Source organism: Cytobacillus praedii (genome assembly GCF_001439605.1).
Lineage (GTDB): Bacteria > Bacillota > Bacilli > Bacillales > Cytobacillaceae > Cytobacillus > Cytobacillus praedii.
In genome coordinates, this window is sequence record NZ_LMBX01000003.1 from 206,887 (window position 1) to 227,500 (window position 20,614).

General features: G+C 37.9%; 21 protein-coding genes and 2 other annotated features. Of the genes, 15 read left to right on the forward strand and 6 right to left on the reverse strand.

Features of this window, described 5'->3' with window-relative positions; genetic code table 11:
* Nucleotides 1-11: 11 nt before the first annotated feature.
* The 9 genes from ASU02_RS04605 to ASU02_RS04645 all read left to right on the forward strand — a co-directional run bounded on the left by ASU02_RS04605 (nt 12) and on the right by ASU02_RS04645 (nt 8,767).
* Nucleotides 12-1,433 (forward strand): replication initiation and membrane attachment family protein, encoded by a 1,422-nt coding sequence (locus ASU02_RS04605; protein WP_057761474.1) that lies wholly within the window; start codon nt 12-14, stop codon nt 1,431-1,433.
* Nucleotides 1,433-2,362 (forward strand): primosomal protein DnaI, encoded by a 930-nt coding sequence (gene dnaI / locus ASU02_RS04610; RefSeq protein WP_057761476.1) that lies wholly within the window; start codon nt 1,433-1,435, stop codon nt 2,360-2,362. Before ASU02_RS04605 ends, dnaI begins: the two co-directional genes overlap by 1 nt.
* Before the next feature lie 388 nt (nt 2,363-2,750).
* Nucleotides 2,751-3,623, forward strand: a complete 873-nt coding sequence (gene ytxC, locus ASU02_RS04615) for a putative sporulation protein YtxC (RefSeq protein WP_057761478.1) — start codon at nt 2,751-2,753, stop codon at nt 3,621-3,623.
* Between the two features lie 490 nt (nt 3,624-4,113).
* Nucleotides 4,114-6,045 carry a threonine--tRNA ligase gene (gene thrS / locus ASU02_RS04620; protein ID WP_057761480.1) on the forward strand — a complete coding sequence of 644 codons (1,932 nt, stop codon included), beginning with the start codon at nt 4,114-4,116 and terminating at the stop codon, nt 6,043-6,045.
* A 194-nt stretch (nt 6,046-6,239) separates the two neighbouring features.
* Nucleotides 6,240-6,373 (forward strand) — a sequence feature (ribosomal protein L20 leader region).
* A 178-nt stretch (nt 6,374-6,551) separates the two neighbouring features.
* A complete protein-coding gene (infC, locus tag ASU02_RS04625) occupies nt 6,552-7,058 on the forward strand; it encodes a translation initiation factor IF-3 (protein WP_056685954.1) in 507 nt (168 codons plus the stop codon).
* A 15-nt stretch (nt 7,059-7,073) separates the two neighbouring features.
* Nucleotides 7,074-7,274, forward strand: a complete 201-nt coding sequence (gene rpmI, locus ASU02_RS04630) for a 50S ribosomal protein L35 (RefSeq protein ID WP_009333215.1) — start codon at nt 7,074-7,076, stop codon at nt 7,272-7,274.
* Between the two features lie 26 nt (nt 7,275-7,300).
* Nucleotides 7,301-7,660: a 50S ribosomal protein L20 gene (gene rplT / locus ASU02_RS04635; protein ID WP_053477261.1), complete on the forward strand. Its 360-nt coding sequence runs from the start codon at nt 7,301-7,303 to the stop codon at nt 7,658-7,660.
* Between the two features lie 201 nt (nt 7,661-7,861).
* The gene (locus ASU02_RS04640; protein ID WP_057761482.1) at nt 7,862-8,134 is read left to right on the forward strand and encodes a DUF1294 domain-containing protein; all 273 of its coding nucleotides are present in this window, start codon (nt 7,862-7,864) and stop codon (nt 8,132-8,134) included.
* 63 nt (nt 8,135-8,197) lie between these two features.
* Complete coding sequence (locus tag ASU02_RS04645) at nt 8,198-8,767, forward strand: TVP38/TMEM64 family protein (RefSeq protein ID WP_057761484.1); 570 nt, start codon at nt 8,198-8,200, stop codon at nt 8,765-8,767.
* Between the two features lie 34 nt (nt 8,768-8,801).
* Here the strand turns inward: ASU02_RS04645 and ASU02_RS04650 are convergent, their stop codons facing one another.
* Nucleotides 8,802-9,218 (reverse strand): hypothetical protein, encoded by a 417-nt coding sequence (locus tag ASU02_RS04650; RefSeq protein ID WP_057761486.1) that lies wholly within the window; start codon nt 9,216-9,218, stop codon nt 8,802-8,804.
* 139 nt (nt 9,219-9,357) lie between these two features.
* Here ASU02_RS04650 and ASU02_RS04655 point away from each other — a divergent pair, with 139 nt between their 5' ends.
* Nucleotides 9,358-9,849, forward strand: a complete 492-nt coding sequence (locus tag ASU02_RS04655) for a dUTP diphosphatase (protein ID WP_057761489.1) — start codon at nt 9,358-9,360, stop codon at nt 9,847-9,849.
* Nucleotides 9,850-10,010: 161 nt separating this feature from the next.
* Nucleotides 10,011-10,847: a CsxC family protein gene (locus ASU02_RS04660; RefSeq protein ID WP_198317404.1), complete on the forward strand. Its 837-nt coding sequence runs from the start codon at nt 10,011-10,013 to the stop codon at nt 10,845-10,847.
* Between the two features lie 58 nt (nt 10,848-10,905).
* Here the strand turns inward: ASU02_RS04660 and ASU02_RS04665 are convergent, their stop codons facing one another.
* The 3 genes from ASU02_RS04665 to ASU02_RS04675 all read right to left on the reverse strand — a co-directional run bounded on the left by ASU02_RS04665 (nt 10,906) and on the right by ASU02_RS04675 (nt 13,795).
* The gene (locus tag ASU02_RS04665; protein WP_157684478.1) at nt 10,906-12,258 is read right to left on the reverse strand and encodes a hypothetical protein; all 1,353 of its coding nucleotides are present in this window, start codon (nt 12,256-12,258) and stop codon (nt 10,906-10,908) included.
* A gap of 71 nt (nt 12,259-12,329) precedes the next feature.
* Nucleotides 12,330-13,085 (reverse strand): CsxC family protein, encoded by a 756-nt coding sequence (locus tag ASU02_RS04670; protein ID WP_057761492.1) that lies wholly within the window; start codon nt 13,083-13,085, stop codon nt 12,330-12,332.
* 140 nt (nt 13,086-13,225) lie between these two features.
* On the reverse strand, nt 13,226-13,795 hold the full coding sequence (locus tag ASU02_RS04675) for a CotY/CotZ family spore coat protein (protein ID WP_057761494.1): 570 nt from the start codon (nt 13,793-13,795) through the stop codon (nt 13,226-13,228).
* A 199-nt stretch (nt 13,796-13,994) separates the two neighbouring features.
* Here ASU02_RS04675 and ASU02_RS04680 point away from each other — a divergent pair, with 199 nt between their 5' ends.
* On the forward strand, nt 13,995-15,080 hold the full coding sequence (locus ASU02_RS04680) for a M42 family metallopeptidase (RefSeq protein ID WP_057761497.1): 1,086 nt from the start codon (nt 13,995-13,997) through the stop codon (nt 15,078-15,080).
* A gap of 221 nt (nt 15,081-15,301) precedes the next feature.
* Here the strand turns inward: ASU02_RS04680 and sspI are convergent, their stop codons facing one another.
* Nucleotides 15,302-15,508 carry a small acid-soluble spore protein SspI gene (sspI, locus tag ASU02_RS04685; protein WP_057761499.1) on the reverse strand — a complete coding sequence of 69 codons (207 nt, stop codon included), beginning with the start codon at nt 15,506-15,508 and terminating at the stop codon, nt 15,302-15,304.
* Between the two features lie 207 nt (nt 15,509-15,715).
* Between sspI and ASU02_RS04690 the strand changes: the two genes are divergently transcribed.
* The 3 genes from ASU02_RS04690 to pheT all read left to right on the forward strand — a co-directional run bounded on the left by ASU02_RS04690 (nt 15,716) and on the right by pheT (nt 20,374).
* Entirely contained in the window at nt 15,716-16,474 is a 759-nt protein-coding gene (locus tag ASU02_RS04690; protein ID WP_057761501.1) for a TrmH family RNA methyltransferase, read from the forward strand.
* A 68-nt stretch (nt 16,475-16,542) separates the two neighbouring features.
* Nucleotides 16,543-16,843 (forward strand) — a binding site (T-box leader).
* A gap of 55 nt (nt 16,844-16,898) precedes the next feature.
* Nucleotides 16,899-17,936 (forward strand): phenylalanine--tRNA ligase subunit alpha, encoded by a 1,038-nt coding sequence (gene pheS / locus ASU02_RS04695; RefSeq protein ID WP_057761503.1) that lies wholly within the window; start codon nt 16,899-16,901, stop codon nt 17,934-17,936.
* A gap of 23 nt (nt 17,937-17,959) precedes the next feature.
* Nucleotides 17,960-20,374: a phenylalanine--tRNA ligase subunit beta gene (pheT, locus tag ASU02_RS04700; protein WP_057761506.1), complete on the forward strand. Its 2,415-nt coding sequence runs from the start codon at nt 17,960-17,962 to the stop codon at nt 20,372-20,374.
* A 45-nt stretch (nt 20,375-20,419) separates the two neighbouring features.
* On the opposite strand, the gene ASU02_RS04705 is transcribed toward pheT, so the two are convergent.
* Nucleotides 20,420-20,611 (reverse strand): twin-arginine translocase TatA/TatE family subunit, encoded by a 192-nt coding sequence (locus ASU02_RS04705; RefSeq protein WP_057761507.1) that lies wholly within the window; start codon nt 20,609-20,611, stop codon nt 20,420-20,422.
* Nucleotides 20,612-20,614 lie beyond the last annotated feature (3 nt).

The following is a 20,614-nucleotide window of genomic DNA, read 5'->3' on the forward strand; positions in this document are numbered from 1 at the left end:
GGTTGATGATGATGGCTCAGCATTGGCAAGAAATGCTCCCTGTAGACAGATATACGGTTGCAGCTAATGGGTTATTGCATGAATATGACCGGAAAGTGCTAACCTTTTTGTATCAGCCTCTAATTGGGTCAACCTGCTTTAGTTTGTATATGACATTGTGGGCAGAGCTTGCAGAAAATCGATTATGGTCCAGCTCGAATACCCATCATAGTTTAATGAACTTTATGGACATGAATCTGGAAAGGATTTATCAGGCACGTGTAAAGCTAGAAGGAATTGGTCTGCTGAAAGTATATGAACGAAAAGATGATGAATCCCGTTCATTTATTTATGAACTTATCCCCCCTTTAACGCCTGAGGAATTCTTTTTAGATGGAATGCTTAATATTTATTTGTATAGAAAAGTGGGCAAAAATCAATATTCAAGATTGAAACGTTTTTTTTCTGAGGAAAATATCTATTCAAAGAAAGAGTATCAAGACGTAACAAAATCCTTTCAGGATGTATACATGTCAGGATATCAGGAGACAATCTCCCTTACTGCAGATACAGAACAAGCGATGCTTCCACCTGATGGACAGCATTTTATCGGAAGAAATGAACCGGAGAGTATTCAAGTTAGCCAAACGCTATTTAATTTCGATCTTCTAGCTGCTGGTTTGAATGAATCTCTCGTCCCGAAGAAGGCATTAACGAATAGAGTAAGAAATGCGATAAGTAATCTTGCCTTTTTATATGGGATCGATCCAATACAAATGAAAAATATTGTCATTAGTGCGCTGATGGAAAATAATGAAATCAATATTGAAGAGCTTAGAAAATCTGCAAGAGATTGGTATCAGCTGCAAAATTATGATCAGCTGCCATCTCTTGTTGATCGAACACAGCCCATTCTGCATCAAACACAAAAGAAAGAGCCTGAAACGAAGGAGGAAGAATTACTGCGTTATTTAGAGATGACTTCCCCAAGGCAACTTTTAAAAGATATATCAGGCGGCGCAGAGCCTTCAAAGTCAGACCTGCAAATTATTGAAGATGTGATGTTTCAGCAAAAGCTGCTGCCAGGAGTCGTTAATGTTCTAATTCAATATGTTATGCTAAAGTCAGATATGAAATTAACCAAAGCATATGTAGAAAAAATTGCGAGCCATTGGGCAAGAAAGAAAATTACAACAGCAAAAGAAGCTTTTGTTTTAGCGAAAAATGAACATAAACAATATACAGAGTGGGCTGACGGGAAGAAAACGCCAAAGGCATCAAAATCCTCTGGGAAAAAGAAGCCCATTCGTACTGAAATGCTGCCGGATTGGTTTGATGATCAAGAGAAGCCAAGACCTGCTGGCAAGAAGAAAGATGATGAAGAACTGGAATTGAAAAAAAGGGAACTGGAAGAAACGTTAAAGAAATTGCGTTCAGGGGAGGGAACTGATTAATGGAAAAAATTAATGATACATTAAAACGTCTTGCTGGAAAGGGCGACTTTCAAAAAAGGTATGAAATGCAGCGAAGAGAGACATTGAATAACCCTGATGTGCAAGCTTTCTTAAAAAGCCATGAGGATGAAATAACTGCTGATATGATAAATAAAAGCTTAATAAAGCTATATGAATATACACAGCAAAGCAAGGAATGCAATCAATGTTCGAGCCTTGATAACTGTATAAATATGATGAAGGGCTATCACCCAAAGCTTGTCATCCAAAGGGGAAGCATTGACCTTCATTATGATAAATGTCTGCGTAAAGTAATGGATGATGAAAAGCGTAAAAATGAAAAACTAATACAAAGCTTATATGTCCCAAGCGATATACTCCATGCTTCTTTTGACGCTATTTATAAGGATGATGACAGGATTGACGCTGTCCAGAAAGCGGCATCTTTTCTTATGAGCTACAAACCTGACTCGAAACAAAAAGGGTTCTACTTCTATGGGAAGTTTGGGGTTGGAAAATCGTATTTATTGGGTGCTATTGCGAATGAACTTGCAAACAAAAAAGTATCTTCGATGATCGTCTATGTCCCTGAATTCTTACGGGAAATGAAAGGCTCAATTGCGGATTCTTCATTAAATGACAAAATTGCTGCCATTAAAAAGGTTCCTGTTTTGATGTTTGATGATATTGGGGCGGAGACGATGTCAAGCTGGACTAGAGATGAGGTCCTCGGTCCCATTCTTCAATTTAGAATGCTAGAAAGCTTGCCGACATTCTTTACATCAAACTTCGATTTTCACGAGCTGGAGCACCATTTATCATACAGTCAGCGTGGCGAAGAGGAAAAGATGAAAGCAAGACGGATCATGGAACGAATTAAGTACCTAGCGGAACCCGTTTTAGTAGAAGGTCCTAATCGAAGGGTGTAACAAAAATATTATTATTTAGCTGTCAGATAATCTGACAGCTTTTTTAGGCCCTTTTTAAGGGTGTTGCTTTTGAATATTATGTGAGAATGAAAATAGTCGACAAAAAGTTTAGTTGACTGAAGCGTAAGGTGCGAGACTCCTGCGGAAGGAGTGGGACAGATGAGATCCTGCAGGAGATTGAGCTCCGAGGATGCTCACCGCCCACCCCGCGGGTCGCTGTGCATCCTTGTGCGAAAGAAAATTTCTACTCGATAAACATTAATTAGTAGCAGTGTTTGCAGAAAAGATCCATATTTAAAAACCTTAAGACTTTTATGTGGATACTTCTATTTTGTCCAAGTCCCCCATATACATTTAAAACAGAGACTTTAACAAAGGGGGGATTTGGTTGATCGAAATCATTTTCCAAAAGAATGAAGATGCAAAGGATTTTTACCAATATCTACAGCTTTATCTTGCATCTTCTGCATTTTCTAATAATATTCTTCATTTTGAAGATCAACATATAGTAAAAATGAAAATTGAGTCAAACGGCGAGAAGTATGGAGAAATTGTTAAGGAAGCGTTTTACCAATTTATTATAAAAAGTAAACAGGATCATTGGTTTCGCAGAATTTTGGCTGAGCAATATTATTATGAAGATGAAGAAGAACAGCAGCAAATACTTGAGATTATCCACTCCATCCTTGAAGGAAGCAGAAAGGACCTTGCAGTGTTTGTTAGTGAATTAAATGTTGAAAACAATTTGAAGACAGCCATCAGCCAAATTTTTCAAGAAAATATTGCCTTTTCTTTTGATTCTTTTGTGAAATTTAGAATGCGCCCGCTAATGGACCAAATGGCGAAATTTGTGGAGATCTCGATTGATGAATATAAGATGGAGCAGGAATACCAGATGTTTATTCAAACATTAAGGGACTTTCTGTCAAACAGGGAAGCAAAGCTTAACCAAATTCATTTACTCATGGATGATGGGATTCACTTTTTTGATGATCAATTTTATGAAATCAAGCGTTCAGATCTTTTAAGAATGATTGACCGTAAGCTATTATTTAACCATCCGGTATATGTAGACTCTGTTACAATCGCTCCTTTGCTATCCATCGCGCCAACTTCCATTTATTTATATGCAGAGGATAGGGAGCAGCCGCTTGTCAGGACGATTCATAATATTTTTGAGGAAAGGCTAATTTTTGTTCCAATTGAAAAGTTTTATGAATGTAAGAGGCAGTTTTCTTTTATTGCAGATGAAAAAATATAATGTGAGCCCTTGCTTTTCCGAAAATAACAAACTATAATACAGTACATATTAAGATTATCAGTAATTGTAATGATGAGGACAAGGGCATTCAAAAAACGGTTTATAGAGAGGGAAGGCATGGCTGAAACCTTCCTAACACGATTGAGATGCTTACCGCCTTTGAACTTCAACTTTGAATTTTTGACTGAATATATTGCGGATAGTTTCAGCTAACCTTGTTTTTTTGATGAAGGTGAAGCAAGAAGCCCGAGAGGATCGGTGCGTATAATTATACGTAAGGATTCGAGGGAGTGCGGCTGAATAAGAGATTTGCCGTTTATTTCGTCAAAATAGTATGGGTTGACGGTACAAGCCGTTATCTTGCTACAAGTCATTTTTCCGTATGTATCGCTAAATGAGAAGTAGGGTGGAACCACGTGTGTATACTAACTCGTCCCTTTTTTTAGGGACGGGTTTTTTTATTTTTTTATGGAAAATGGAGGAATAAAAAATGTCAGAAGTTGTAAAAGTATCGTTTCCAGATGGAGCAGTGAAGGAGTTTCCAAAAGGAACGACAACAGAAGAGATTGCTGCATCGATCAGTCCAGGACTGAAGAAAAAATCAATTGCAGGAAAATTTAATGGGCAAATGTATGATCTTCGCCGTCCAATCGAGGAAGATGGAGCAATTGAAATTATTACACAAGATAGTGAGGAAGCTTTAGAAATTCTGCGTCACAGCTCAGCTCACTTAATGGCTCAGGCGATTAAGCGTTTATATAAAAACGTCAAGCTAGGGGTCGGTCCAGTAATTGAAGGCGGATTTTACTATGATATCGATCTTGAAGAATCGATTACACCAGAAGATCTGCCGCTGATTGAAAAAGAAATGAAGAAAATTATTAATGAAAATATTGAGATTGTCCGTAAAGAAGTGAGCCGAGATGAAGCGGTTCAGCTTTTCAAGGAAATCGATGATGAATACAAGCTGGAGCTAATCGAAGCGATTCCTGCTGATGAAACGGTTACACTTTATGAGCAAGGCGAGTTCGTTGATCTTTGCCGCGGTGTTCATGTTCCATCTACCGGCAAACTGAAGGAATTTAAACTGTTGAGCATTGCGGGTGCATACTGGCGCGGAAACAGCGATAATAAAATGCTTCAGCGTATTTATGGAACAGCTTTCTTCAATAAGGAAGGATTAGCAGAGCATTTACGTTTGCTTGAAGAAGCGAAAGAACGTGACCATCGTAAAATTGGGAAAGAATTAAGCCTGTTTACAAACTCTCAATTAGTTGGCCAAGGGCTGCCATTATGGCTTCCAAAAGGAGCGACGATCCGTCGCATTGTAGAAAGATATATTGTTGATAAAGAAGAACGTCTTGGCTATAGCCATGTGTATACACCAGTCCTAGGAAGTGTTGAATTATACAAAACTTCAGGTCACTGGGGGCACTATCAGGAAGATATGTTCCCTGTAATGGATATGGATAATGAACAGCTTGTTCTTCGTCCGATGAATTGTCCGCACCATATGATGGTATACAAAAATAGCATTCACAGCTATCGTGAGCTTCCGATTCGTATTGCAGAGCTTGGCACAATGCACCGTTATGAAATGTCAGGTGCATTATCAGGGCTTCAGCGTGTGCGTGGAATGACTTTAAATGATGCACATATCTTTGTTCGTCCTGATCAAATTAAGGATGAATTTAAGCGTGTCGTTCATTTAATTCTTGATGTGTATAAAGACTTTGATTTAACTAAGTATTCTTTCCGTCTCTCTTACCGTGATCCAGCAGATACAGAGAAGTATTATGATGATAATGAGATGTGGGAAAAAGCACAATCGATGTTAAAAGAAGCGATGGATGAATTAGGACTGGATTATTATGAAGCAGAAGGAGAAGCTGCATTCTATGGTCCGAAATTAGACGTCCAAGTAAAAACGGCTTTAGGAAAAGAAGAAACTTTATCAACAGTACAGCTTGATTTCCTACAACCGGAGCGCTTCGATTTAACATATGTTGGTGAGGATGGAAAGCAGCATCGTCCGGTTGTTATCCACCGCGGCGTCGTTTCAACAATGGAACGCTTCGTTGCCTTCTTAATTGAAGAATACAAAGGCGCATTCCCTACTTGGCTTGCTCCAGTACAAGTACAGGTAATTCCTGTTTCTCCAGACATTCATTTCGACTATGCGAAACAGGTTCAGGAGCAATTACAGGCGGAAGGCTTCCGTGTAGAGCTTGATAACCGCAATGAGAAAATCGGTTACAAAATCCGTGAAGCACAAATGCAGAAAATCCCATATATGCTTGTAGTTGGTGACAATGAAGTAGCAGAAAAAGCAGTCAATGTCCGCAAATATGGGGAACAGAATTCTGAAACAGTTTCATTTGAAAACTTTATTTCAGGATTAAAAACAGAAGTAAGACATTAATAAAAAGAGAGGCATATGCCTCTCTTTTGTTCATGAAAAATGTTATTCCACATATTAGTACCTTTTTAAATCGTAAAAACTACTTGCATGATTTCCTTTCTGTTGTTATAATTCAATTCGTTGTTATAAAAATTATACGTTTGACATGATATACAACTTTGTGATATAGTATCTAAGGTAATTGAATACAGTTTGAGGAAAAGAAGAAGCACCCGCTTCTCACCTGATTGACGCTTATGTCAGCTGTTAGCAGGTTTTACGTGAACATTTTTTAAGTTTAAATTTGTCCGTAAAGTGTGGGTGTTATCATCCACACTTTTTTTATTTGCTTAAACAAATCTGCTCCATCTGAGCCAGAATGAAATGTATTACTTGCGACTTTAGTTTTGGTCTAGTGCAGCTGGCAGCTTCTTATAAAATCAAGAAGTATGCGCTTTACGTGTCATTCTTGACCCAAACATTGTGTTCGCATTAAACCTTGGAGGTGTCTAACTATTAGCAAAGATATGTTGTTAAACGAGGGCATTCGCGCCCGCGAAATTCGTCTCATTGATCAGAATGGCGAGCAATTAGGTATTAAAACAAAAACCGAAGCACTTGAAATTGCGGCTCGTGTAAATCTGGATCTTGTTCTAGTTGCACCGAATGCAAAGCCTCCTGTAGGCCGTATCATGGACTACGGTAAGTTCAAATTCGAGCAGCAGAAGAAAGAGAAAGAAGCTCGTAAAAATCAAAAGATCATTAGTATTAAAGAAGTTCGTCTGAGTCCAACAATTGAGGAACATGATTTTAATACAAAACTTCGCAATGCGATTAAATTCCTTGAAAAAGGCGATAAAGTAAAAGCATCAATCCGTTTCAAAGGACGTGCGATTACTCATAAGGAAATTGGCCAGCGCGTTTTAATCCGATTTGCACAAGCGTGTAATGAAGTTGGGGTTGTGGAATCACATCCAAAAATGGACGGCCGAAGCATGTTTATGGTCTTAGCACCTAAAAACAATGACAAGTAAGAGGAGGAATTCCAAATGCCAAAAATGAAAACTCACCGCGGCGCTGCTAAGCGTTTCAAAAGAACAGGATCTGGTAAACTTAAGCGTTCACACGCTTACAGAAGCCATATGTTCGCTAACAAATCACAAAAACAAAAGCGTAAGCTTCGCAAAGGAACTCTTGTTTCTTCAGGCGATTACAAACGCATCCGTAACTTACTAGTAAATCTTAAGTAATATCTCGAAATTAGGAGGGAAATCATATGCCACGTGTAAAAGGCGGTACTGTTACTCGCAAACGTCGTAAAAAAGTTCTTAAATTAGCTAAAGGTTATTATGGTTCAAAACATACATTATATAAAGTTGCTAACCAACAAGTAATGAAATCTTTAATGTATGCATACCGCGATCGTCGTCAGAAAAAGCGCGACTTCCGCAAACTATGGGTTACTCGTATTAACGCAGCAGCTCGTATGAACGGTCTTTCTTACAGCCGTTTAATGCATGGTTTAAAGCTTGCTGGCATCGAAGTAAACCGCAAAATGCTTGCTGAATTAGCAATCGCTGACGAAAAAGCATTTGCTGAATTAGCATCAGTTGCTAAGCAAAATTTAAATAAATAATCTTGCTAGATATGCGAAAGCGGCTTGATTAGCTCCGACAAGCATAAGGCAGGCCTGCAGGAAGGTTGTTAGCTAACCTTCTTGCAGGTTTGGCTTATGACCTCGAGGGGCTAGGACGCTTGCGCTAGGCATAAAAAAAGCCATTCTCTTTTTAGGAGGATGGTTTTTTGTCTATTGTAGAGATGCGAAAGGAGAGTAGAAATGATTAATTTACTGATGATTTATTTCTTAATTATTAATTTCTTTGGCTTTTACATAATGAAGGCAGATAAAGAAAAAGCCAGGAAGCACGAGTATCGAATTAGTGAAAAAACATTATGGCTTGTTGCACTCGTTTTAGGAGCAATAGGAATGACACTCGGAATGAATGCTTTTCGGCACAAAACCAAACATATTCAGTTTAAATTTGGATTGCCTTTACTTGCTTTGGCTGATATCGCACTATGCCTGTACCTATTTAATCTTTTGTCATAACCAGCTTGGCTTTTCAATAAGCTGTAAGAGACTAGTGGAAACTGGATACTGAGGTGAGTGAAGGTGGATGATCAACTGACAATGCTGTTTGTGATGGTTGAAACAGCTGGTATATTAGCGCCAATTGCCTTTATTTTATTTCATATTCTGCGGCAGTTTTTATTTATTCCTGTTCCTCTCGTTTGCTTAACCGGCGGAATATTGTTCGGGAGCTTCTTTGGCAGTGTTTTTTCAATGATTGGTTTAATGCTTAGCAGTATGATCTTTTACATGTTGATTAATAAAATGCCGAAAACGCATAAAAAACTAAGCAAATTAAAAAAACGCTGGTTTGGAGAATACCGGAATTTAACTGTAGGCCAAGTAGCTGTTTTACGATTAATTCCATTTATTCATTATCATCTATTAAACTTTTGCCTAATTGAAAGAAATAAAAGCTTTCAAGATTACATGAAGCATTCGTGGATAACGAACTTGCCATTAGCGATTTTTTATACTGTATTTGGTGAGTTTATTAGCAGATTTACTCCTTCTATGATTTTATTAATCCTGTTCTCGTTAGCCATTCTTGTATTTATTTTAAGGGAAAAAGTAACGATCATTAAGTGGAAAGAATTTTTTAAAACGGTATAAGAAAAACGTTCGGAAAGAAATAACCGAACGTTTTTTAGATGAGGTCACCAAACGGTGTGGTTGAGGAATGGCCCTTTTCCATAAATTCCTTAATTGGACTTTTCCAATCGACTCTTGCATTTGGGTATTGCTCAGTAATCTTTCTTTCAATGAAATGGAAATCCTCCCGCACCATGCCTTTTAGAGCGGATGTACTGCGAGGCCAAACAAAGATGGAAATGACCTCAAAGGCATTATCAGTCGTGCCTAAATATTTTTCTCCTTCAAATAATACACCTTTATAAGTAATTAAAAAGTTTTTACGGACATTGTTTTGATCATCCAAAAAATAATAGCGCTTTTGCTCATGGGCAAGTTCAAGCTTGCGCTTCGGATTTAGTAAATATCTTACAGTTGTATATATTAGAAAGATAATAAGAGCAAATAAAAGAAAGCGTAACAGCCACATCATAACAAGCCCTCCAATGCATTTTCCTTTACATACGGATAGACAACAAAAAAGTTTCATCTTTTTTTTTATTTGTTATAATTTTTATATCCTCATAAATAAATATGTAAACGGATAGGTTGAAAAATTAGGACGGTGACTCATGAATTATCAAAAGTTAATTGAAATGCAAAAGGGTCTTGATCAGCATATCGAAAGCCAGCATCAATTGGAGAACGAAGATTTGTTTGATCTTAAAATACTTGCCTTGTTAGTTGAGTTAGGTGAATTGGCAAATGAAACAAGATGTTTTAAATTTTGGAGTTTAAAGCCCTCTTCTCCTAAGAAAACAATCTTAGAAGAATTTGTAGACGGAGTTCATTTTATTCTTTCTCTTGGAATAGAGTGTGGTTTTGAAAAGGGAATGGACTATAGCGGGGAGACGGAAAGCGAAGAATCAATCACAGATCAGTTTTTGCTTGTTTATGAGATAGTAAGCCAATTCAAAGAAAGCAAAAGCTTAAATGATTATCAGAAACTGTTCCAGGCATATATTCACTTAGGGGAGCTATTAGGCTTTCATGCAGAAGATATTGAAAAGGCATATATTGATAAAAATGAAGTAAATTATCAAAGGCAAAAGGAAGGATATTAGGATATTTTTCCTCATAGGCAGTCATGGTGAATCTAGAAATTTATGAAAAATTTTATAAAAAAAATATAAGTTAAGGTTACTTGTCCACTCCAATTGAATTTATTGACATAAGTTATAGAGAAACAAAAAGCAAAATCAATATTCAATAAGGAGTGGAATGAATGAGAAAAGTCAATAATGGATGCTGTGGACAAGGTGTGAAACTAGGTAGTAATCATGAGGTATGTCCACCGCTGCCTGCATGTCAAGAGGCTAAATCAAAGACATTATTTTGTGAAGCCGACCAGTTTGCAGTTGCAGACACAATAGAAGAAACGGTTGTTCTTGCAGATGTATTAATTCAAACATTATCAGAAGCAGATGTACACCTTCCTGTTCCCGCAAGAGATATCAAGCAAATTCGAAAAAATGTAAGATTAACACAATGCAAGGCTCTTCCAGTTGTTGGCAACCCGCTTTTAGTTAAGCTATTTGTGGAAGGTTTTGTTCACAAAAATATTCAATTTGTCGATAGCTGCAGCGGATTCGTAAGGGACTTTAATGTAAATGTTCCATTTAAGTGCTTTCAACAAGTAGAATTGGCTAACCCTGTTGCCTTTCCTTTCGGTGAATTTAGCGTGAAAAGTAATGTTCTTGAAAGAAGACAGCTTGCTAAGGATGGAATGGGAGCAGATCGCTGCAATTTTGGTTCATTAACATTTGAAGTGAATACTGAGCCGATTAATTGCAAATTGCTTGCATCTGCTGTGAATCAATGGGATATTTTACACAATTTTGATCAATTTGGCCGCTTCAATAAAATTACAGAAAAGATGGAAGTAATTCTAATTATTAAATTGACTCAAAAACAACAAATTGTAGCCGGTGGACCAACTCCTGGAACTGCTGGGGCTATTTGTGAACAGGCAGTGACTGATGTAGAGACTATGGAAACAATTCAAAATGAAGCAACACCACTAAATGTTTGGGAAAAGTTTAAAAATATTACAGGTCAATAATGATCAATGAATGAAGTGAAAGGGGTGCTGTAATTGAATGCACCCCTTTCACTTATTTTTAAAGAAAAGGTTTTATGGAATGAACATCCATATACTGTTTCTGTAAAAGATCAATTGATAGTTGGATGCTGCCTTTAATATGAAGATAGGATGTTTTTTTCTCTGAGCTAAGCTCCTTATGCCAAGTAATGCTTGTGTTGCGCAGATCAAACTCTATGTCATCAGCAAAAACTTGTTCACATGTTTGATGGGTGCTAATTTCATTTTCGAGAGGACATGAAAACAAAAATTCACTTTGATTCCTATTAGGCAAAATTGGCTGAGAACTCCACTGAATGTTTACAATTTTTTTCCATGAGATAGGAATCTTAAGGACACAAATATCGCGAGAAGGATCATCCTCTATATATTCGATATTAGCCATTAATGTTCCAGTCAATAGTAAAGTATCTGAAGGTAAAAGGATATGATAATTTAAAGATGGACTAGACCATTCAATTTTTGTTACATTGGCGGTTGGCTTCAATAAATCGAAGGAATCCCAAATATCAATATTTATGTCGACTTTAGCAAGCAAAACTGGGAACTTCACTATTTTTTTTTGTGTGTTTATTGTTGTAGTATTCTTGAACTCTGTAAAATGGCTAGATTCATTTGTGTCATCACTAATGATGGAAGACTCCTCTAATGATAGGTATGGTCTATCCTGTACAAAAGAACGTTCCTTTTCTTCTAATATAGAAAATTGCTCCTTTACAGTATGAACTTCCCTTAGCATGGAGGAAATCCTTTCGAGAATAGTCGGAGATTTTCTTTGTTCTGATAGAGATTCCAACACCTGGGCAAGGTTTGAAGATGATTCATCGAGGATGATAAATTCCTCATCTGGACCCGCTTCATCTAGTAAAGAATAAAAAGGGGACTCTTCTTTAATATTAGAAGAGTCATTATTTTGTATGGAAGAGGATTCATCCTGTTTTTCAAAGATTAATTCGTTGACAGGTTCCTCATAGCTGTCATCCGTATATTCCTGGATCGATGCATCATCCGTTATTCGATCAGAATTCTCCTGTTGTATTAGATCGTCATTCCTTCTGGAAGTCTTTCTAAATGTCGAACGTGTCTCTCTGATCATTGGTGAAGTTGGAGTCAGCAAATAAGTTTTCTTCTCCTTCATTTGTATGGGGGCATCATTGAATTCCTCACTGCTTTCCTCTTCTTCGTTCAATAAATCCTCTTGTTCGTATTCAAAATCGGCTTTTGCTTGCTCCGATTCATTTCTATTGATGACCGGAGGAGGATAGATTAAAGGAGTAGAGGTGATTTGCTGATTCGTTTTACTATAGATTGAACCAAATGAATGAACATTTGATTTACGATGAGTACCGATATTCTTTATTTTTTTCATCACTTCTGGAAGGTGCTGCCTGTAAAAGCATCCTCTCCAATGCCCTCCTCCCTTTTTTTCTGCCGTGAATTCCTCTAATAATCACAATCATGCTTATCTTCATGTGCTTTAGAGTGAAAAATTTGTACTTGTTGTTTTTGCAGTACTTTAATAATGAGATCAACAACCATTTTTTCTTCCATTTTTGTAAAAGTTCCTTCCCCTAGGTGATATGGGAGAGGGCATCGATCTATCGCTTCGTCCCATTCAATAATATTGCTCGAGATTAATTCACAGTATGGAAGTTCATTATAAAATTGAGTACTTTCTTGATGAAACTGTGAAAGATCAGTTGTTTGCAGTTCTTTATTTTTTTGGCAACCATTTGGCAGGTGTTTAGATACGAGAAAGTCAAATTCATTGCGCATGTTCACAAGTGGTATGTCAGGCTTTGCTAAAAAGTCTTTTATTTCTGTTACACTTTGAAAAGGAATATCAACAGTGAGTGAAAGTAAATTTGATGAAATGCTCTTTTTTCTGTAATCTATATTATTTTTGCATGGGCTTGCATACTGAATATTTTTACGGACAAATCCCTTTACAAATAATTTTTTTGTGGGTAATAGAAGTCTGCATTGCGTTAATTTTATACTCTTTTTAATATCTTTAATTTCTAATACGGGTGCTGGAAACTTTATTAAGGCATCTAAATGTATTTGTACATCAACCTCAGCTAATACCACCGGTACTTTAGTAAGTATTAAAGGGTGATCATGACAGTGGCAATCATCATCATCATTATTGTTATTAAAGAGTAAATGATAGTCATTCATGTTATTTTCATCAGACATTTGGGCTCCTCCTCCATTCATACTAATGCATCCTATGCAGGAAATTAGTCTATGTTTCGGTTAATGCCCATTGGATTTTTGGAATTAATAAAAGTAAAAAAGCCCAATATAAATATTGGGCTTGGCTTAAATCTACAAATCTATAAACATACTGCTGGCAAGCATGTGATCGCACATAAACATGAGAGGTCAACATTAATAAATATTCCGGTTTTAACTAAGTCATCTACCTTTTTGCCGTCGATTTGATTACATGGCGTTTTTGGTTCATTATTTTCACATTTTTGATCAGATTTAATGATTAATAATTCAAGCGTTACACACTTATCATCAAGATCTATAATTTTGAAAATAAATGAAGAAATACAAACAAATTTTTTCTGTTTTGAATGGGATGAAACAGTTGTTACTCCAGAAGCTTTAAAAGGCTTGCAATTGCCACAATAAAGAATAAAAGGGATCGTGTTTTTCTTTCGTTTTCTTTCTTTCTCATATCCTTTATATGAATGTTTACAATGATCGTCATCGCAGGCTTTTCTCTGTGCTAAGAGTATCTCATGTAATATTTCTTCCACACAGGTTTCCTTGTCTTTATGATGATCTTTACATGGCTTTTTACTATGCTCTTTGTGGTCGTCTTCATCTTGATCCCAAAGATATTCATAGCATTCTCTCTCGTGTGAACATTTGCACTTTTTACATATATCCATACCTTTCACCCCTTAATAAAATATTCATGATTAGCATACGGCTACACATGTCAAAATGACTGAGTTCTTGTCCAAAATGAGTAGATAATTTTAGATAGTTATTTTAAAAGACAAGCTCATAATATTAATTGAATCTTTGCACAGTAAGCCTTCGGTTTTGTATAATGGGAAAGAATACATATTAAGGGAGGCGAAACAAATGACGAAATTAGATGCAACGTTAACAATGCTAAAGGATTTAACTGATGCAAAAGGGATTCCAGGCAATGAGCGTGAGCCGCGTGAAGTCATGAAGAAATACATAAGCCAATATGCAGATGAGGTAACAACTGATGGACTTGGCAGTTTAATTGCCAAAAAAACAGGAAAAGAAGATGGTCCAAAGATTATGGTAGCGGGTCACTTAGATGAAGTGGGCTTCATGATCACGAATATTGACGACAAAGGATTTCTTCGCTTCCAGACAGTAGGTGGCTGGTGGTCACAAGTAATGTTGGCACAGCGTGTAACTATTGTAACTAGCAAGGGCGAGGTAACAGGTGTCATTGGTTCAAAGCCACCGCATATTCTTTCTCCAGAAGCACGCAAAAAGCCGGTAGATATTAAAGATATGTTCATAGATATCGGAGCATCTAGCCGTGAAGAAGCAGTTGGATGGGGAGTAAAGCCAGGAGATATGGTTGTTCCTTATTTCGAGTTTACCGTTATGAATAACGAAAAAATGCTTCTAGCAAAAGCTTGGGATAACCGCATCGGCTGTGCGATTGCCATTGATGTGTTAAAAGAGCTGAAAGATGTGGATCACCCAAATGTTGTTTATGGAGTGGGAACCGTTCAGGAAGAAGTAGGTCTTCGAGGTGCACGTACATCTGCACAAAAAATTCAGCCGGACATTGCTTTCGGAGTTGATGTAGGGATTGCAGGGGATACACCTGGAGTTACTGAAAAAGAAGCCCTCAGTAAAATGGGGAAAGGCCCGCAAATTATCCTTTATGATGCATCCATGGTTTCTCACAAAGGATTGCGTGATCTTGTAACTGATACGGCAGATGAATTGAATATTCCATATCAATTTGATTCAGTTCCTGGGGGCGGGACAGATTCCGGTGCGATCCATTTGACGCATAACGGAGTACCTGCTCTCTCGATTACCATAGCAACTCGCTATATCCACTCACACGCAGCCATGCTTCATCGTGATGATTATGAGAACGCAGTTAAACTAATCGCTGAAGTAATCAAACGACTTGATAGAGAAACGGTTGATAAGATTACATTTAACTAAAACAAAAAAATACTCCGATGAATTCGGGGTGTTTTTTTGTTTTTTTTGGACGGGTGTGATCGGGTTTTTTAGGTCGGATAAGCTAACCATCGAAATTGCATGACTAGTCCAATCCACTTTGAAATACTCAAAATTAGAAAAGGCACGATAATCATTGTGATTTCGTACCCTCTCTCTATATGACCTACTGTTTTGCGTACTTAAGGATACCCTGCATCCTTTTATTTTAATCCGCTTTCCAATGTTTGCAGCATCTCTTGTTTATCCTGTTCTGAAGAGTTGTTCCAAATAACCTCAAATAAAACACCTAATCCAGGAAGCATTTTCTCTTCCCCGTTTTGAATGGCATCGACAATTGTTTCCTTTAGTTCGTCTTGTGAATTACCTGTAACATTGTGTATGATCGCATTGCGGAGGTTCAAGTTCATCTATTCATACTCCTTTCAAATAGTCATTTCAATAATATGGTTTTCTATTTTGGGATTTATTATGTAAGATAGAAGAAGAAAAATGGAGACGGCTGTTTAGCTCCTACAAGCATTAGATGAGCTGGATGGAAGGTTATTCTTTAACTTTTTAGCCATATTGGATAGGAGCCGCAGCTAGACAAAGAAAAATGTAAAGGAGGAAGAGTGTTGAAGCATATTCACTCGGCAAAAAATCCTCAAATAAAACAATGGAAAAAGTTATTAACGAAGAAGGAACGGGATAAAACCGGTACATTTTTAGTTGAAGGCTTTCACCTTGTAGAAGAAGCGCTTTTAGGGGATCAAATTATCGAAATTATTATTAGTGAAAATAAAGATCTTCCCCCAAGCTGGGATTATGGTTCGATTTCTGTAACAGTTGTAACCGAGGAAATTATTCTGCAGCTTTCTGATACGGAAGCTCCGCAAGGGATTGTAGCGATCTGTCGTCAGCAGGAAATAAATGCTGAAACGATTAATGGAAAAAAACTATTATTAATTGATGCCGTTCAGGATCCGGGCAACTTAGGTACAATGATTAGAACCGCTGATGCTGCGGGGATCGATGCTGTTATTGTTGGAGAGGGGAGTGTAGATATTTACAATCCGAAAGTGCTTCGTTCTGCACAAGGAAGTCATTTTCATCTGCCAGTAATCAGAGACAATCTTTTTGAATGGGTAAAGAAGTTGAATGAAGCAGCAATCCCGATCTATGGTACAGCTTTGGAACATGCGAAAGAATACACGGATATACATCAAAGCGAAAAGTTTGCTTTAATCGTCGGCAATGAAGGAAGCGGTGTGAATAAAGAACTATTGGCTGCAACTACAGCTAATCTTTACATTCCGATTTTTGGAAAAAGCGAATCGTTAAATGTCGCAGTTGCAACTGGAATTCTGCTTTATTATTTACGAAATAAAAAATAGGCATGTTTTTGCCGGAAACTGTTTGAAAGTATGCGTAGAATATACTATAATAAACAGCAAATTATATTTATAAAACAATGACGGAGAAAAGTAGCTTGCGAAAGAACTTTTCAGGGAGAGAATGCCTAGACTGAAAGCATTCTTAAGGGATTGCAAGGGAACATTCACCTCCAGAGTTGACATCGGGACCATTGGAAACGGATGAGAGCTATATTTCTAGTTCATTAAAGCTGATAGAGCCGCTACCGAATTCCATTGTAAAGATGTACCGGCTTGTCGCCGTTATCTGAATGAAGCGAATACATAAGCTGTTTTTTTGCTTTTGTGTTAAAAAGGGTGGTACCGCGAATCCAAAACCTCGTCCCTTTATTGGGAGAGGTTTTTTATTTTGCCAAAAAAACAGAAATTTGAAGGAGGAAGTAAGATGCAAGAACGTTTAAAAGAATTGCAAACGGAAGCGTTAGAAAAAATTAGCCAGACATCGGATTTAAAAGAATTGAATGACATTCGTGTCTCCTACTTAGGAAAAAAGGGGCCAATTACGGAAGTACTTAAAGGCATGGGGAAATTATCTGCCGAAGAACGTCCAAAAATGGGTGCTCTCGCAAATGAAGTAAGGGATGCCATTGCAGCCGGAATTGAAGAAAAACAGAAGCATTTAGAAGAAGCCGCTGTACACGAGAAGCTAGCAGCTGAAAAAATAGATGTCACACTGCCAGGTCGTCCGGTTAAAACCGGGAATCATCACCCGCTAACACGCATTATTGAGGAAATTGAAGATTTATTCATCGGAATGGGCTATACCGTAGCTGAAGGACCGGAAGTGGAAAAGGATTATTATAACTTTGAAGCACTTAATTTACCAAAGGACCATCCAGCTCGTGATATGCAAGATTCTTTCTATATAACTGAAGAAACACTACTTCGTACACAAACTTCTCCAGTACAGGCAAGAACGATGGAGAAGCATGATGGAAAAGGTCCTGTGAAAATTATTTGTCCAGGAAAGGTATTCCGTCGTGATAATGATGATGCCACACATTCACATCAATTTATGCAAATTGAAGGTCTTGTTGTTGGCGAAAATATACGCATGACTGATTTAAAAGGAACATTAGAAGTGTTTGCGAAGAAATTATTTGGTGAAGATAGAGAAATTCGGATGCGTCCTAGCTTCTTCCCATTCACAGAGCCTTCGGTAGAAGTAGATGTGTCATGCTTTAAGTGTGGAGGGAAAGGCTGTAATATTTGCAAGAAAACAGGGTGGATAGAAATATTAGGGTCGGGAATGGTTCATCCGAATGTACTTGAAATGTCTGGATTTGATTCGAAGAAATACTCAGGCTTTGCCTTTGGTATGGGGGTTGAACGAATCGCTATGCTGAAATATGGCGTAGAAGATATCCGCCATTTCTATACAAATGATGTTCGTTTCTTAAATAATTTCCAAGTCCATGAATAAGACAATATTGAGGAGGATGTAATATGTACGTTTCATATAAATGGCTGCAGGAATACGTTGATTTATCCGGCGTATCTCCTGAAGAATTAGCAGAAAAAATTACGAAGAGCGGAATTGAAGTGGAAGGCGTAGAGACGCTGAATGAAGGAATCAGCGGTGTGGTCGTTGGCTATGTTCAAGAAAGAGAACAGCATCCGAATGCAGATAAATTAAATAAATGTTTAGTTGATATTGGCGCAGAGGAACCTGTACAAATTATCTGTGGAGCAGCAAACGTCGATAAAGGACAGAAAGTAGCAGTTGCCACTGTTGGAGCCGTATTACCTGGTAATTTTAAAATCAAAAAAGCAAAGCTGCGTGGAGAAGAATCACATGGGATGATTTGTTCACTGCAGGAATTAGGCTTTGAAAGCAAGCTTGTTGCAAAGGAATTTGCAGAAGGGATATATAATTTCCCTCAAGATACTGAGGTTGGTCTTGATGCATTGGAGCAATTACACCGCGATGACCAAGTATTAGAGCTTGGTTTAACACCAAACCGTGCAGACTGTCTAAGTATGCTTGGAGTCGCTTATGAAGTAGCAGCCATTTTAGGAAAAGAAGTGAAGTTTCCTGTTTCAGAAGTTGAAACCTCTTCAGAAAAAGCAGCCGATTATATTCAAGTGACTGTCGATGCGAAAGAGGATAATCCTTTATATGTAGCAAAAGTGATTAAAAATGTGAAAATTGGTCCTTCTCCATTATGGATGCAGGCAAGATTAACAGCAGCTGGCATTCGCCCGCATAATAATGTTGTTGATATTACAAACTACATCCTGCTTGAATATGGGCAGCCGCTTCATGCTTTTGACTATGATCGTCTTGATTCAAAAGAAATCCTTGTGCGAAGAGCGAAGGATGGAGAGGAAATCATCACGCTTGATGATGCGAAGCGCAAGTTAACTACGGATCATTTAGTTATTACAAATGGGGAAAATCCAATTGCCCTTGCAGGAGTAATGGGTGGGGCAAATTCTGAGGTTCAAGCAGATACAACGAATGTCCTTTTAGAATCTGCTTATTTCATCGGTGGACCTGTTCGAAAGGCATCAAGGGACCACGGATTAAGAAGTGAAGCAAGCGCACGCTATGAAAAGGGTGTAGATCCGAATCGAGTAAGAGCGGCAGCAGAAAGAGCGGCACAGCTTCTTGCTGAATATGCAGATGGAGAAGTGCTGGAAGGTTCTGTTGAAGCCGATTCATTATCAGTTGAGCCAGCTGTTGTTTCCGTTACTTTAGAAAAAATTAACCGTGTGCTTGGCACTGACTTAAATATGAAAGATGTAGAGGATATATTCTCTCGTCTTCAATTTGAAACAGCTACTGACAATGGAACGATCATTGTTACGGTACCGACACGTCGTGGAGATATTACGATTGAAGAAGACTTAATTGAAGAAGTGGGCCGATTATTTGGCTATAATAATTTAGCATCCACACTTCCAATCGGATCAGCAACACCAGGCCATCTTACTCCATACCAAAACAAACGAAGAATGGTTCGTCATTACCTAGAGGGTGCTGGACTTTATCAAGCAGTAACTTACTCTTTAACAAATGAATCAAAGGCAGCACAATACGCACTTGAGAAACGTGAGCCTGTTCGATTAGCGATGCCAATGAGTGAAGATCGCAGCGTCCTGCGTTTAAGCATCATTCCACAGCTTCTTGAAGTATTAAAGTATAATACTGCCCGTCAGAATGATAGTCTTGCGGTTTATGAAACAGGCGCAGTATTTTTGGCAAATGGCTCGGATGAATTACCAGAAGAACGGGAGCATCTTGCAGGTGCAGTAACTGGTTTATGGCATAGCCACCTATGGCAAGGGGAAAAGAAGCCAGTTGATTTCTTTGTTGTCAAAGGAATCCTTGAAGGTTTATTTGAAAAGCTTGGCATTTCTAGTGCGGTAGAATTCCGTCAGTCAGAAAAAGAAGGAATGCATCCTGGAAGAACAGCAGAAATCTATTTATCAGGGACATCTGTCGGCTTTATCGGTCAAACACATCCAACAGTAGAAAAAGAATATGATTTAAAAGAAACATATGCTTTCGAATTATCATTAAAGGCAATTTTAGAAGCGGACGTTCCACCATTGCAATATGTAGCGATCCCGCGTTTCCCATCAATTACACGTGATATTGCACTTGTTGTTGATAAGGAAAAAGCTGCTGGTGAACTGGAATCTATTATTAAAGAAGCAGGCGGTGCCTTACTGAAGGAAGTCCAAGTGTTTGACTTGTATGAAGGAGAAAGAATGGAGCCGGGCAAGAAATCAATTGCCTTCTCATTAAAATATTTTGATCCTGACCGCACGTTAACAGATGAAGAGGTTGTAAAGGCACATGATATAGTATTAAATGCAGTGAAAGAGAAAGCTGGAGCTGTGTTAAGAGGATAAGAATGAGGGGATGCTGTACAGCATCCCCTTTTTATATCGATTTCTTTAAGTCTCTTTTATTTCCTTTTCTACATCTTTTTCATTATTGTCATCCATTAGCCCCTTTGTTGAGCTTTTGAACTCTTTTAATGATTGTCCCATAGCACGTCCAATTTCTGGGAGCTTTTTAGGGCCGAAAATAATGAGTGCAAGAACAAGAACAATGATTAAACCGGGTATACCGATATTTGATAGCATGAG